The organism is Bacillus sp. FSL W8-0116, assembly GCF_038003825.1.
Classification (GTDB): Bacteria; Bacillota; Bacilli; order Bacillales; family DSM-4216; genus Bacillus_O; species Bacillus_O smithii.
Genome location: NZ_JBBOPY010000001.1, coordinates 2,855,981 through 2,869,298, shown reverse-complemented (window position 1 = coordinate 2,869,298; position 13,318 = coordinate 2,855,981). Strand labels below are relative to the sequence as shown.

Below are 13,318 nucleotides of genomic sequence, written 5' to 3'. Positions count from 1 at the left end.
CGCAAAATATGAAATTTACATTTCAACTAACCGTGGACTCTAATAATACCCCAGATTGAATAGCTATTCCTCATATTCAAAAATAATCGATCCCACCACGTTTGTCAATCTCCTTCTTTCGAAGATGGACCAAGCATGCTTTGCATTTTTTCGATCTCCTCGAGAAATTTTCGAGATTTCAAAAACAAACCCGAATATTCGTCATAATACATGGAAAGGACAGTACGCAGTTCTTTTTTTGTTTGAGGTTTCACTGATATACTTCCAAGACGCCGAAGATCAATATAATAAAAAAGGCGCAGCAATTTTACAGTGGCTTGAGAAACGGGAAGCAAATAAGGATCTAATTCAAAACAGCGATGACAAAGAAGACCGTTTTCTCTAATCGAGAAGGCAAAACGCCCTTCTTTGCTGCCGCAGTTCACACATTGATTCAACTCCGGACGAAGGCCGATCACCTGCAGCATTTTCATTTCAAAAATATTGGTCAATATAGCTGCATCATAGCCTTCATCTATGTAATCCAATGTTTGGTAAAAAAGCTCATACAAATACGGGTTGACTTTACTTTCTTCTGTTCCTTTATCCAGCAGTTCAGCCAAATACGAAGAATAAGCAGTTTTAAACAAGTCTTCCCTTATTTCTTTGAAAGAATGAATAGATTCTCCTTGTTGCAGAGTTCCTAATCCTCTTGATTGCTGAAACAAAAACTGCCCGCAAAAGAGCAGCTGGGTAATGGCGGAGAGGCGGCTATTCGGTTTTCTAGCCCCTCTCGCCATTAAAGCCATTTTTCCAAATTCTCTTGTAAACAATGTGATGATTTTATTTGATTCGCCATACGGAGTCGATCGTATGACAATTCCTTCACACTTTTGAAACACGTTGAAGGCCATCCTTTCATTGCACCAACGGGCCTTTTCAAGACAAAGGAAATTCGGCTTCTGCTAGTTCTTCCTCTTCTTCCAAGCGAGCAGATTGGCTTTCTTTTTCCAACTCTTTGTACAAGAGATACGTATCAATATTACCCGTTTTCGAAAACAGCTTCCAGGTAAAATCCAACATCATAACCCCGCCTTTCTTTGATTGAAACTAGCAAAAATGTTGTGATAATATTTTCCCCCGCCTATACCCGATTTATTAGGTGCAATTTTTTCAAGTACCTTGACAAAAACTCAAGATCTTAATATTCGTCTTCTCGAAAACCATATTCACGTAGAGCAGATATTTTATCACGCCAATCTTTTTGAACCTTTACCCATAATTCTAAAAAGACCTTGGAACCGAGAAGATTTTCAATGTCCATTCGAGCTCGTTTTCCTACTTCCTTCAGCATTCTCCCTTGTTTACCGATAATAATGCCTTTTTGGGAATCTCGTTCTACGATAATCGTGGCCATGATATGCACAAGATCCTTCTCTTCCTCGCGTTCCATTTTGTCAATCAGAACCGCAATCGAATGCGGAACCTCTTCTCTTGTCAAATGCAGAACTTTTTCCCGGATCAATTCCGAGACGATAAAACGTTCCGGATGGTCAGTCACTTGATCCGCCGGATAATATTGAGGACCTTCCGGCAAATATTCTTTAATGGCCGAAAGCAAGCGATCAACATTATTTCCATTAAGCGCGGAAATCGGAAATATTTCCTGGAAAGGATAAAGTTCTTTGTACTGTTCAATCATAGGAAAAAGCTCATCAGGATGTATTTGATCAATTTTATTTAATACTAAAAAAACGGGTGTTTGGATATCTTTGAGCATTTCGATGATATATTGTTCTCCCCGGCCGAGCCCTTCCGTCACATTCACCATAAATAAAATCAAATCTACTTCCTTAAGGGCGTTTACAGCCGTTTTTACCATAAAGTCGCCAAGTTTGTGCTTTGGCTTATGGATGCCGGGAGTGTCGATAAAAATCATTTGGGCATCGTCCGTTGTATAAACTCCCTGAATTCGGTTTCTTGTTGTTTGCGGTTTATCGCTCATAATAGCAATTTTTTGACCGATCACCCTGTTCAGAAAGGTTGATTTACCGACATTCGGTCTACCAATAATGGAAATAAATCCTGATTTATAATCTGCATTAATTGTCGCCATAGTTTTCGAACATCCTCCACTGTTGTAAGATTCTTAGTATGATGATTTTGAGCAAATCCTTTGTGAAACCAAAGACTTTCATTTGTAAGCGCTTTAAAAAGCCAAATCCCCAACTGAATTGAATCACTATCTATATTTTACACCATTTTTTTCTCCATATGGAGAGAGAGAAGTGAAAATTTCAGAAAAATTCGTCATTATTGCCTCGTTGATTCAAAAAACCATTTAATTCCACAAGGCTGTTTTTCATTGGCTTACGCTCTCATTTTAACCGACAAATGGCATGATTTCAAATTGGGTAAGTTAAAACTTGGTGTTTTCTCCCCATAACCATCATTTTCAACCAAATGCGTCGTATTTCATGGGAATTCCGTTTCGCTTCCTCGGAACTCCCCACAAATCGCATGATTTGAAAAAGAGCCGCCTTTAGGGCGACTCTTCCATTCATACAAAAAGTCGAAACCATTTCGGTAAAAAGATGATCATGCCGATCACAACAGCAAAAATAGCGTAGACGAGCACCGCCCCCGCCGCTAAATCTTTTGCCTCTTTTGCCAGCGGATGGTAGTCTTGTGTCGCTAAATCCACTATTTTTTCTATGGCGGTATTCACCATTTCCAGCGCGAACATTCCTGCGAATAAAAGTAAGAGGATCATCCACTCCCATTTTGAGAGTTGAAAAGCGAAACCGGCCGCCGTAGTTAAGAATGCCGCCATAACGTGAATTTTAAAGTTCGCTTCTTTCCATGCCGTACCTATTCCGCCAAAAGCGAACGAAAAGGACCGTTTTAATCGATGGACGCTGAAAACGTTCCGATCTTTATCTTTTGAGTCCATATTCATTTAAAATTTCCCTTTGCCGTGAAAACATGATTTTTTCTTCTTCCTCTGTCATGTGGTCATATCCGAGAAGATGAAGAAATCCATGCACCGCTAAAAATCCGAGTTCACGCTGAAAAGAATGGCCATAATCATGAGCCTGTTCACGTGCTTTAGGAACAGAGATAATAATATCCCCTAAAACTCTAGGCATATCTTCACCAATGATTTCCACTTCCTCCTCGTCAGTCTCTTCAAGAGCAAAGGAAATCACATCTGTCGGTTGATCTTTATGGCGATAATCCCTGTTAATTTCTTGGATGCGCTGATTATCGACAAAGGTTACAGACACTTCGCTTTCCTCCTGAATCCCTTCTTTTTCAGACGCAAATTGCAGCAGTTGCTCCACTAATTCCAAATCTTCTTGCTTTAATTCATTCGTTTCATCGATTAAATCAATCATTAAACTCATGTTGCTTCCTCCGTCTGTTTTTTCATTTCCGGATATTCGATCCGCGAGTGAAAAATACCATTTAATGCATCACAAATCGTTTGTTTGACAATTTCCAGTTCTTTTAAAGTAATATCACATTCACTAAACTGCCCGTCCCGCAAACGGTCTTGAATAATATTATGGACGAGGCTTTTTATTTGTTCAACAGTTGGCTGTTTCATCGATCGGACAGCCGCTTCCACACTATCGGCAATGCTGACGATGGCAATTTCTTTTGTCTGCGGCTTAGGACCCGGATATCGAAAATCTTCTTCATTCACTTCGTGGTTTTTTTCAATCGCTTTATAATAAAAATATTTTACCAAAGTGGTCCCATGATGCTGCTCAGCAAAATCCACAATTTCCTTCGGCAGCTTTTCTTTTCGCAGCATAGCCGCTCCGTCCACCACATGATCGATGATCATTTGTTTACTGACCTCAGGAGACAGATGTTGATGGGGATTTTCATGATCCATTTGGTTTTCAATAAAAAATTTTGGTCTTTTTGTTTTGCCGATATCATGGTAATAACATCCCACCCTTGCAAGCAACCCATTCGCCCCGATCGCTTCACATGCCGCTTCTGAAAGGTTGGCCACCATGATGCTATGGTGGTAAGTACCCGGCGTTTCCATTAAAATCTTTTTCAATAAAGGATGGTTCGGATTCGATAATTCAATCAGCTTCATCGTCGACAAAACGCCAAATCCATTTTCAATCATCGGCAATAAGCCTAGCGTCAGCACGGCAGACGCTATCCCGGATATAAAAGCAAACAAGGCAAAAAACAAATATTCCTTTCCAGAATACGATCCATTGCCGATTAATTTCAAAAATAAGATGACGAGCACATTGACAATGGACACATAAACTCCCGCCTGTAAAATATTCAAGCGGCGGCGATGCTTCAATAAAAACAAACTTCCCGTTAAACCGCTGAATAATAGATAAATAGCCATTTCGACATGAATGGTTTCACTCGTTCCATTATGAAACATAATGCTCCCGCAAGCCGCCAAAAGAATGGCGACGATTGCTGCTGTCCGCTCATTGATTAAAATGGTAATGAGCATGGAAGAAAGCGCTCCCGGATACAAGAAGCTCAACTGAGCATAGTCGTTATTTCCAATCCAGGCAATGATTTTCATTAACAAAAAAGAAAAAGTAAAAATCATGCCCACTAAAAGCAGATAGCTCTTTTTCTTTTCTGAAGGCAAAGAAGCGGTATGAAAAGAATAAATGAGCAAAAAAACGACAACCAAAACAAAAATAAGGAGTCCAAAAACAGGTTTATAAGAACGTTGGTGATTGATAAGACCCAGCAGTTTTAATTGCCGATAAATGTCCCTGTCAATTAAGTGACCTTCTTGGACGATAACTTGTCCTTGTAAAATCCTTACCGGTTCCACTTCTTCTTGGGCCTGTTCTTTCCGCTCGGAGGTCAACCGGCTGTCATACTCTTCAGTTGGCACGATGGCATAACGTCCAATTTCAACCGCAGCCCGTTTTAAATCTGGGGCCAATGGATTTTTTTCAATCGCTTGTTCGACTTGGTTTTGAAAATCAGTCAAATGTTCCTTGCGAATCCGCTGCTGCAACGTAAACTCCACATTGTCCACAATCGCATTCCGTGTTTTTTCTAGTTCTTCTTGATCGGCGGACAACAGCGTTAAAAAAACATCATCGCTAATCGATTTCGTCACATCTTCTGTCACATTTTTCGTCAGTTTATCTTTCAGTTCGGCTAATGGCGCCCGTTCTTCCTTTTGACTTTCTTTTTTTACTTCTTGTATAAAATCAAATATGGAATTCACGAGAGAAACCCGATTGAGAGCAGTATCTTGATTATAGACATAGGCATCTTCCACTTCTTCAGCTGCCTTTTTTCGTTCCTCTTCCGTTTTTTCTTTATCAACGATCGTTTTCGGTGAACGGATTGTTTTATCCGCAACGGAAAACAATTCTACATCATACGTTTCGGGTTTTACATTCATATAAAGGACGACAAACAAAATAATTGTGAGGAGTGTATACATGAGCGCAGCCAACATCGAATAGCTGACAGCAGAGCGTATACGGGTTATCCACTTTTGTACAATCATCGTACATATCCCCCGATCAAGCATCAGGATCTTTTACGGACATCGTGTGATGACTCCTTTAAACGGCGATATCCGACACGTCCATCCACTACTCACCTGATATCAGTAGAATCCAACAATGAAAGCGATGATAGCTTTGTATCAATGAATTTTTAAAAAACCGTCATTCATCTGAAGCAAGGAAACGTTAACAGACGGAACATGGATCGAGTAGGAGGGAGCGATTAACTCCCGTCCTCTCACACCACCGTACGTACGGTTCCGTATACGGCGGTTCAATTAAGATCATTGACGCAAGTCTTTATAACTTCCGTGAATAGCTGTTCTCTTTATGCCAGTGGTCACTCCACCCTCCAAGAGGTCTCCCACGGGATTCACCGCTTCCTCCCTCAAGTGAGGTACTACGTTTTCTGTGTTCATCATGACTCACTGAATACCAAGGGCTATTCTCTCTTAATTGTTCGGTCCTTCTTAGTTGTTCTAGACCAACTAATACTATGACCTCTGCTGACTTCTGACGGTTCAGCTACTTATCACTAAGTTGGTTATGAAGAGTACTTCACCTATCCGCCAGACCTCCCCGGGTAAGTACATGCACTTTCACACCATCTATCCGCCTCATTTACTCGATATGACCTTCGACAGAAAGAGCTTTGTTTTGTTATGCAAACTCACTCAATCATACCTAGCCTTATATGAGGTTCGTGTTCCTCGGTCCGGTGTTTTGCCTCCAGCTTCCTTCAGATTCCGCGTCACCACGGACACCCTTGCTCTTGGCTAACCTCTACTTCTGTCTTCGGGGTTCGGGACTTACACCCTATAGTTCATGTACATGCCGGGCGCACATAAAGAATAAGCCCGGGTGTCGCCACCGGACTTATTCATCGAAACGATCATAGGCCTCAATAATTTTAGAAACTAATGGATGCCTTACAACATCCGTTTGTTCTAAGTATATAAAACCAATCCCCGGTACATCCCGCAAAATATGTTCAGCACTAATAAGTCCGGAATGGACCCCTTTCGGGAGATCTATCTGAGTTCTGTCGCCAGTGATGACCATTTTCGATCCGAATCCAAGCCGGGTCAAAAACATTTTCATTTGGGCACGAGTGGTATTTTGAGCCTCATCCAATATAATAAAAGCATCATCCAATGTTCGGCCCCGCATATAGGCAAGCGGAGCAATTTCAATCGTTCCTCTCTCAATCAAGCGCTGCGTATGTTCAACGCCTAATACATCATGAAGCGCATCGTAGAGAGGCCGCAGATAGGGATCTACTTTTTCTTTTAAATCCCCGGGCAAGAATCCTAGGCTTTCCCCTGCTTCAACGGCAGGTCTTGTTAAAATGATGCGTTTTACGAATCCATTTTTGAGTGCATGCACCGCCATCACGACCGCTAAAAACGTTTTCCCCGTTCCCGCAGGTCCTATCCCAAATACAAGGTCATGTTGTCGAATGGCTGAAACATAATGCTGCTGGCCAATTGTCTTGACGCGAATGGATTTTCCTTTCGCATTTTTCGCAATTTCTTTGTCATACAATCCATCGAAGTAATCGATTGTCCCTTGTTTCGCCATTTGTACAGCGTACACAACATCTCTTTGGCTGATGTGGATCCCTTTCCTCATCACATTCAACAGCTGTTTTAAAATGTTGTGTACAATCTCGACTTCTTGTTCTTTCCCTGAAATAAGAATCGTTTCACCTCTTGTAATGAGAGAAACTTGAAATTCTTCTTCCAGCGTTTTTAAATTGCTGTCTGATATGCCGAACAAAGCTACTGCCTCATTCGGATCTTCCAGGATGATTTCCAGATTTTTGGTTTTTTCTGTCATTCGCTTTATCTCCTTGAATGATTGGTTGTCCTTTTGCAATATCTTCAATCACTTGGAAATATACTGTTATCCTAACTTTACCATTCTCTATTCTTCGATGCAAAATTTTTTCGCCCGTAATTTGTGCATCCGACTGAAGATGCTTTCTCAAATCCTTTCTTGCTAATTGATTCGCCTCTTGAACCGCCTGATTCACCGTATATCGGCGTTCCACGATTTTATATTCACGTTTGATCGACTGGCCCCATTCAACTGGAAGTTCCCAACGGAAAAACTTGATAGGATGGCTGCTTTCTTCCAAGGCCGTCAATTTAAATGTTTCCTTCTTCCACCATCCCCAGACAGGAATAGAAAACTTTCCTATTTTCAAAAAATAGCTTCTATTTTCCTTGCCGGTAAAAACTTGAAACGTCGTCTCAAGCGGCAGTTCAACGGATGATTTGTACCACGTTTCTCCCCAAACCTTTCCCTTGGAAGCCACGCTTTTTAGATGTTCTTCGTTGCCAACCCAACCGGAAACAAGCAATTGCCCTTTTTGAACAAACTGATTTCGCTTCACTACAGGCTGTCCTTTCTCAACAAACATTTTAACAATGACAGCTTTCTTTTTCGCTACTAAATTTTGCGGTCCTGTTGTCTTTTTTTCCTTTGGCTCGGTTTTTTCGACTACTTGAAAATGATAGGTTGTCCCGTTTAAATGTACACCAACCCATGTAATTCCTTCCACCCGACTTGTTAACTGACGTTGAATCGAATCGACGTCATCTATGAAAAATTGCAGTTTTCCTTTTTGAATGCCCATGCTTTTTAATTCTTTCCGAATGGCATGTTCCATTTCCGGACTGGCACCCGATATTTCGATCCCCCATACCATATTGGAAAGCACCACCAATATAATGAGAAACGAGAGCACCCCCGCCAACAAGCCGCTGTTTTTCATAAGCTTCTTTCCTATAAACGGACCGCCGCTTCCTTCGAGAAACGTGATTTTTCCTTCGAAATGACGGGCAATTTTACGAAATTCGGAAAGATCCTCCAATTGAATATAGAATATCACCGATTTCGTCCCGGTTTTTTTGGCATTCCAGACAGAAAGGTTGGACCTTACCAAATGATTAAGGAATCGTTCCGTCCCTTGGCCCTCCGCTTTGACCAATACTTTTCCTTTCAAAAACATCGTCCACTGGTTTTTCATCACTATCCCCCTACTGTTCCAAATACAAAACTTGGTCCACTCTACCTTCCAGCAAAATTTCTTCCGGCAAAATGGTTTTAATGACAAACGAACTTCCTTTTATTAATAACTGTCCTTGTTTCAGCAACAGCCTAACTTCTTTATCAGAAAAAGATAGCAACCCCCGATGGTTTTCCACGTATATATGGATTTGTCCGATCATCGTAATTCTTGGAAGGTCCATCATGACATCTTCAGGTAGGTCAAGTGTTTTAGCAAACCAGTTTTTTACTTGTTGCCGCCACTTTTTTGCCATAAAAAAAGAACCTCCTCTCATTTCATATGTATGAAATAAAAGGAAGTTTCAGCACTTCTTTTGATCCTGCCTAGGAAAAATAATTCCTTTTCGCTCTTGGAGGACCAAGAACTTCAGCTAAAATGATCCCCTTAACCAATTCCTTTTCTTGAATGGTCATGGCAGACTGTTCTTCCGCAGCCTCTTTGATTTCAAACGCTGCCCGGGCTTGATGATCTTCTCGTTCATTTCGTTTTGAATGTCGAATGAAATTCGGTTCAAGATCCTTCGTAGCCTTTGCCGACAAAGGATGCGTTTTTTCCGCCGTTCTTTCCTTTTTAATGCGATTGATGGAACGTTTTTGCTGGGGTTTCGCTTTTCTCATGAACATGTTATATAGATAGCTTCCAACAATGATAATCAAAAGTCCGATCATGGTTTCCATCGCGATTCTCCTTTCATCTTCTACCCTTTTCGTGTATCATTCTCTTTTGAATCCCCAGTCAGTTTGCCGATCGATTCTCTCATCCCTGTATCAGCCACGATATTGCGAAGATTGAAATAATCCAAAACGCCTAGATTTCCTTTTCTAAGAGCCTCTGCAGTAGCCAACGGCACTTCTGCTTCTGCCTCTACAACTTTCGCTCTCATTTCTTGAACTTTAGCTTTCATTTCTTGTTCGGTCGCCACAGCAATGGCACGACGTTCCTCCGCTTTAGCCTGAGCAATTTGTTTATCTGCTTCCGCCTGTTCTGTTTGCAGTTCGGCCCCTATATTTTTTCCAACGTCCACATCGGCAATATCGATCGAAAGAATTTCAAATGCAGTTCCAGAATCAAGCCCCTTCGCAAGTACTGTCTGCGAAATCATATCCGGGTTTTCTAATATTTTTTTATGGTCATCAGCTGAACCGATCGTCGAAACAATTCCTTCCCCGACACGGGCAATAACCGTTTCTTCCCCCGCTCCCCCGACAAGGCGGTCAATATTGGCTCTTACCGTAATTCGAGCTTTCGCTTTGACTTCTATCCCGTTCATCGCTACACCAGCAATAAAAGGAGTTTCAATGACTTTTGGATTGACGCTCATTTGCACTGCCTGCAAGACGTCACGGCCGGCAAGATCAATCGCAGCGGCGCGTTCGAAGGAAAGTTCGATATTCGCCCGGTGCGCTGCGATCAAAGCGTTGACGACACGATCGACATTCCCGCCTGCTAAATAATGGCTTTCCAACTGGTTGGTTGTTACGTTTAAGCCGGCTTTCGACGCTTTAATTAACGGATTGATGACACGGCTTGGAATCACCCTTCTAAGCCTCATCCCAATCAATGTGAAAATGCTGACTCTGACTCCGGCCGCCAATGCCGAAATCCAAAGCATAACCGGAACAATGGTCAAAAGTATGGCTAATAAAATAAGTCCAATCACAATCAGGATAAGAACAAACATCATTCCTGGATCCATTCCTATTCCTCCTGCCTTTTATTGTTTTACTTCTCTTACAATAATACGAACGCCTTCCACTTTTACTACCTGAATTTTTTTATCTTTCGCAATATAATTTCCTTCCGTAATCGCATCGATTCGTTCCTCATCTATCAGAATAGTCCCGGATGGACGAAGAGGAGTAACCGAAACACCTGTTTTTCCGATCAAATCATATCGATTCACATGGGAAACATAGCCTTTTTCTGAATCTGTGGAATCGGTCAGGACCATCCTTTGAAAAAGCTTCATTTTTTGGTGAAACACTCTTCTCATGACGATCATCCCCGTCACGGCAACCCCGATGGCGATCAACAGTGAAATCCCCATCCATAATCGATTATCTCCAACCGTCAAAATGCTTACGATCATGGCGGAAAGCCCTAATATTCCGGCTATTCCGCCCGGTAAAAATAATTCAGCGGTTAAAAGAACAACACCCACTAAAAAGAATGCAACGGCTTCATACCCGGCCGTACCAGCAGTAATATGTGCCCAGAAAAAAAACGCAAGAGCCAATATACCTATAATTCCGACAATTCCAAATCTAGGAGTAAAAAGTTCCATGACGAATGCCAAACTGGCAATGCTCAATAAAATGGTCACCATGGCTGGATGGGTCAGAATACGGCTCCACTTCACTGCAAAGCTTTCATGAACTTCATTTGTCATTCCTTTCTCCTTTTCAAACGCCAAAACACTCTTCTCTCCGGGAAACGATTTCCCTTGCTGAAGAGTGGATTCCGATTGATTGGCACACACTTCTACAGGCAGCAACAGTAAACAAAGTACGAATAAAAATGATATTCTCGCGATCGCTTACACCTCCACCATTCCCGTTATCTTATTTACGCCTAATACCGAAAAAAGTTTCGAATGATTTTTCATTTATATATGAAAATAGATCAGAAAAAGGAGGTTAAACGCTCAAAATTCGCCCACAAAAAAAGAGAGGCGATCGTCTTCGCCTCTCTTTTTTATTTACGATAAATGTTTCTGAACTAGCTTATTGACAAGAGAGCCATCTGCCTTCCCCTTTACTTTTGGCATTATGGCGCTCATTACTTTTCCAAAATCAGCTTTTGAAGAAGCATTCACTTCAGCAATTGTTTCCGTAACAATTTGCTCAAGTTCATCTTCTGTTAATGGTTTAGGCATATATTCACTCACGTAAGTCAGTTCAGTTTGAATTTTCTCAACAAGATCTTCACGACCTGCATTCTGAAATTCTTGGAGGGAGTCTTTCCGTTGTTTTACTTCGCGAGAAAGGACTGTCAACTCTTCGTCTTCTGCCAACTCACTTTTTCCAAGCTTGATCGCTTCGTTTTGAAGAGCAGCTTTCAGCATGCGAATGACAGAAAGCTTTTCTTTTTCCCTATTCTTCATCGCTTGTTTCATGTCGTGATTTAAACGTTCGAGAAGACTCAATGACTACACCCTCTCTTAATACTTGCGTTTTCTGGCCGCTTCAGACTTTTTCTTGCGTCTTACGCTTGGCTTTTCATAAAATTCGCGTTTTCTGTACTCTTGTAAAGTACCTGTTTTAGATACTTGACGTTTAAAACGACGAAGAGCATCTTCAAGCGATTCATTTTTGCGAACAATCGTTTTTGACATCTCTCTTCCCCTCCCTCCGAACACAGTACGATTACATATTGGTTTATGACCATAACATGTACTATGACATTATAATATATGCTTGTCTTTAGGTCAACAATTCTCTCCTCATGAGGAAATGGATGCCTTAGACAAAATGTTTCTACAGCCACCACTCCATGGCTGGAGAAACAGAATTGAATGATTCCAATCTCTTTTTTCTAAAAAATTGGTTACATAGACAAACTGCACGGAGTAAAATAATCTTCGAGTAGTTTGTTGCGTTCAATTTATCCAAATGGTTCAAAATGGATCAAATTTAGACCATAAGTTTTTTCAGCGGATAAAACCGAAACATTTTATAAGAATATTCACTCTTTTCCGAAAGGAGGACGATGGGTATGCGTCCGATTCTGTTAGGGGTTTTAGCCGCTTTCTTTTTTGCGTTTACATTCCTATTCAATCGGATGATGGATTTAGAAGGCGGAAGCTGGATATGGAGCGCTTCTTTGCGCTATTTTTTTATGGTTCCTCCCATGATGGTGATCGTTGCTTTCCGCAAGGGTCTTAAAACTCTTTGGCAAGAAATGAAAAAAAAGCCTTATGAATGGCTGTTATGGAGTACGGTTGGCTTTGGCCTATTTTATGCGCCTTTGTGTTTTGCCGCTGCCTATGGTCCTGGTTGGCTGATTGCCGCTACTTGGCAAATAACCATCATTTCGGGTTCACTTCTTGCACCGTTTTTTTACGAAACCGTCCAAACCGCACGAGGCCCCCTCAAGCTGCGAGGACACATTCCCACCCGTGGTCTGGCCATGTCTAGCTTCATTCTGTTAGGGGTGGCTTTTATACAATTCGAACACGCTGCTCGAATTTCAGCTGCCGACGCTGTGCTGTGCATCTTCCCCGTTATGTTGGCTTCCTTTGCTTATCCGCTCGGGAATCGGAAAATGATGGCGGCCGTTTCTCATCGCTTAGACGCTTATCAACGTGTACTTGGCATGACGATCGCAAGCCTTCCTTTTTGGATCGTCCTTTCGTTGTACGGAGCAGCTGTGATCGGACCCCCCAGCCTCGGACAGATCATTCAAACTGGTTGGGTGGCTATATTTTCCGGAGTGATCGCAACCGTTATGTTTTTTGCGGCTACTGATATGGTAAAAGGAAACATGCAAAAATTGTGCGCTGTGGAAGCAACCCAGTCATCGGAAGTGTTGTTCGCCATAATCGGTGAAATGATCGTATTATCCGCTCCTCTTCCTTCTCCCCTGTCTTGGCTGGGAATCAGTTTTGTCGTTATCGGCATGCTTTTGCACAGTTTCTTGTCGCGTCCCAAAAAAGAACAGAACAATGAGACGATCCATGTATAACAAAGGCAGGATACGACGGAACTTGTATAAAAGCAAAAGAGAATGCCTC

General features: G+C 41.7%; 15 protein-coding genes. 1 reads left to right on the top strand and 14 read right to left on the bottom strand.

Annotated features, from left to right (window positions below):
• Positions 1-104: 104 nt before the first annotated feature.
• From recO to rpsU, 14 genes are all read right to left on the bottom strand, one after another.
• Positions 105-881 carry a DNA repair protein RecO gene (gene recO / locus N1I86_RS13635; RefSeq protein WP_341096743.1) on the bottom strand — a complete coding sequence of 259 codons (777 nt, stop codon included), beginning with the start codon at positions 879-881 and terminating at the stop codon, positions 105-107.
• Between the two features lie 37 nt (positions 882-918).
• Positions 919-1,062 (bottom strand): YqzL family protein, encoded by a 144-nt coding sequence (locus tag N1I86_RS13630; protein WP_003355391.1) that lies wholly within the window; start codon positions 1,060-1,062, stop codon positions 919-921.
• A 118-nt stretch (positions 1,063-1,180) separates the two neighbouring features.
• On the bottom strand, positions 1,181-2,095 hold the full coding sequence (gene era / locus N1I86_RS13625; RefSeq protein WP_003355392.1) for a GTPase Era: 915 nt from the start codon (positions 2,093-2,095) through the stop codon (positions 1,181-1,183).
• 444 nt (positions 2,096-2,539) lie between these two features.
• Positions 2,540-2,938, bottom strand: coding sequence for a diacylglycerol kinase family protein (locus tag N1I86_RS13620; protein WP_003355393.1), 399 nt, complete (start codon positions 2,936-2,938; stop codon positions 2,540-2,542).
• Positions 2,916-3,386 carry an rRNA maturation RNase YbeY gene (gene ybeY, locus N1I86_RS13615; RefSeq protein WP_341029990.1) on the bottom strand — a complete coding sequence of 157 codons (471 nt, stop codon included), beginning with the start codon at positions 3,384-3,386 and terminating at the stop codon, positions 2,916-2,918. Before ybeY ends, N1I86_RS13620 begins: the two co-directional genes overlap by 23 nt.
• Positions 3,383-5,509 (bottom strand): HD family phosphohydrolase, encoded by a 2,127-nt coding sequence (locus N1I86_RS13610; RefSeq protein ID WP_341096741.1) that lies wholly within the window; start codon positions 5,507-5,509, stop codon positions 3,383-3,385. Before N1I86_RS13610 ends, ybeY begins: the two co-directional genes overlap by 4 nt.
• 877 nt (positions 5,510-6,386) lie before the next feature.
• A complete protein-coding gene (locus N1I86_RS13605; protein WP_003355397.1) occupies positions 6,387-7,349 on the bottom strand; it encodes a PhoH family protein in 963 nt (320 codons plus the stop codon).
• Positions 7,300-8,544, bottom strand: coding sequence for a sporulation protein YqfD (yqfD, locus tag N1I86_RS13600; RefSeq protein ID WP_341096738.1), 1,245 nt, complete (start codon positions 8,542-8,544; stop codon positions 7,300-7,302). The genes N1I86_RS13605 and yqfD overlap by 50 nt, the downstream gene beginning before the upstream one ends.
• Before the next feature lie 10 nt (positions 8,545-8,554).
• The gene (gene yqfC / locus N1I86_RS13595; protein WP_003355399.1) at positions 8,555-8,839 is read right to left on the bottom strand and encodes a sporulation protein YqfC; all 285 of its coding nucleotides are present in this window, start codon (positions 8,837-8,839) and stop codon (positions 8,555-8,557) included.
• Between the two features lie 70 nt (positions 8,840-8,909).
• A complete protein-coding gene (locus N1I86_RS13590) occupies positions 8,910-9,263 on the bottom strand; it encodes a hypothetical protein (protein ID WP_003355400.1) in 354 nt (117 codons plus the stop codon).
• Positions 9,264-9,283: 20 nt separating this feature from the next.
• A complete protein-coding gene (gene floA, locus N1I86_RS13585) occupies positions 9,284-10,282 on the bottom strand; it encodes a flotillin-like protein FloA (RefSeq protein WP_003355402.1) in 999 nt (332 codons plus the stop codon).
• Positions 10,283-10,300: 18 nt separating this feature from the next.
• Positions 10,301-10,975 (bottom strand): NfeD family protein, encoded by a 675-nt coding sequence (locus N1I86_RS13580; protein WP_003355403.1) that lies wholly within the window; start codon positions 10,973-10,975, stop codon positions 10,301-10,303.
• A gap of 309 nt (positions 10,976-11,284) precedes the next feature.
• The gene (locus tag N1I86_RS13575) at positions 11,285-11,731 is read right to left on the bottom strand and encodes a GatB/YqeY domain-containing protein (RefSeq protein ID WP_341096734.1); all 447 of its coding nucleotides are present in this window, start codon (positions 11,729-11,731) and stop codon (positions 11,285-11,287) included.
• 15 nt (positions 11,732-11,746) lie between these two features.
• The gene (gene rpsU, locus N1I86_RS13570) at positions 11,747-11,920 is read right to left on the bottom strand and encodes a 30S ribosomal protein S21 (protein ID WP_003355405.1); all 174 of its coding nucleotides are present in this window, start codon (positions 11,918-11,920) and stop codon (positions 11,747-11,749) included.
• A 380-nt stretch (positions 11,921-12,300) separates the two neighbouring features.
• On the opposite strand from rpsU, the gene N1I86_RS13565 reads away from it, so the two are divergent.
• Positions 12,301-13,269 (top strand): DMT family transporter, encoded by a 969-nt coding sequence (locus N1I86_RS13565; RefSeq protein WP_048623714.1) that lies wholly within the window; start codon positions 12,301-12,303, stop codon positions 13,267-13,269.
• Positions 13,270-13,318 lie beyond the last annotated feature (49 nt).

What these genes read in the sequence shown, in the direction of transcription:
- N1I86_RS13620 (WP_003355393.1), bottom strand. Translation starts at nt 2,938, where the DNA reads ATGAATATGGACTCAAAAGATAAAGATCGGAACGTTTTCAGCGTCCAT.
- rpsU (WP_003355405.1), bottom strand. Translation starts at nt 11,920, where the DNA reads ATGTCAAAAACGATTGTTCGCAAAAATGAATCGCTTGAAGATGCTCTT.
- N1I86_RS13565 (WP_048623714.1), top strand. Translation starts at nt 12,301, where the DNA reads ATGCGTCCGATTCTGTTAGGGGTTTTAGCCGCTTTCTTTTTTGCGTTT.
- N1I86_RS13630 (WP_003355391.1), bottom strand. Translation starts at nt 1,062, where the DNA reads ATGTTGGATTTTACCTGGAAGCTGTTTTCGAAAACGGGTAATATTGAT.
- N1I86_RS13610 (WP_341096741.1), bottom strand. Translation starts at nt 5,509, where the DNA reads ATGATTGTACAAAAGTGGATAACCCGTATACGCTCTGCTGTCAGCTAT.
- N1I86_RS13580 (WP_003355403.1), bottom strand. Translation starts at nt 10,975, where the DNA reads ATGACAAATGAAGTTCATGAAAGCTTTGCAGTGAAGTGGAGCCGTATT.
- era (WP_003355392.1), bottom strand. Translation starts at nt 2,095, where the DNA reads ATGGCGACAATTAATGCAGATTATAAATCAGGATTTATTTCCATTATT.
- yqfD (WP_341096738.1), bottom strand. Translation starts at nt 8,544, where the DNA reads ATGAAAAACCAGTGGACGATGTTTTTGAAAGGAAAAGTATTGGTCAAA.
- ybeY (WP_341029990.1), bottom strand. Translation starts at nt 3,386, where the DNA reads ATGAGTTTAATGATTGATTTAATCGATGAAACGAATGAATTAAAGCAA.
- N1I86_RS13590 (WP_003355400.1), bottom strand. Translation starts at nt 9,263, where the DNA reads ATGGAAACCATGATCGGACTTTTGATTATCATTGTTGGAAGCTATCTA.
- N1I86_RS13605 (WP_003355397.1), bottom strand. Translation starts at nt 7,349, where the DNA reads ATGACAGAAAAAACCAAAAATCTGGAAATCATCCTGGAAGATCCGAAT.
- floA (WP_003355402.1), bottom strand. Translation starts at nt 10,282, where the DNA reads ATGGATCCAGGAATGATGTTTGTTCTTATCCTGATTGTGATTGGACTT.
- yqfC (WP_003355399.1), bottom strand. Translation starts at nt 8,839, where the DNA reads ATGGCAAAAAAGTGGCGGCAACAAGTAAAAAACTGGTTTGCTAAAACA.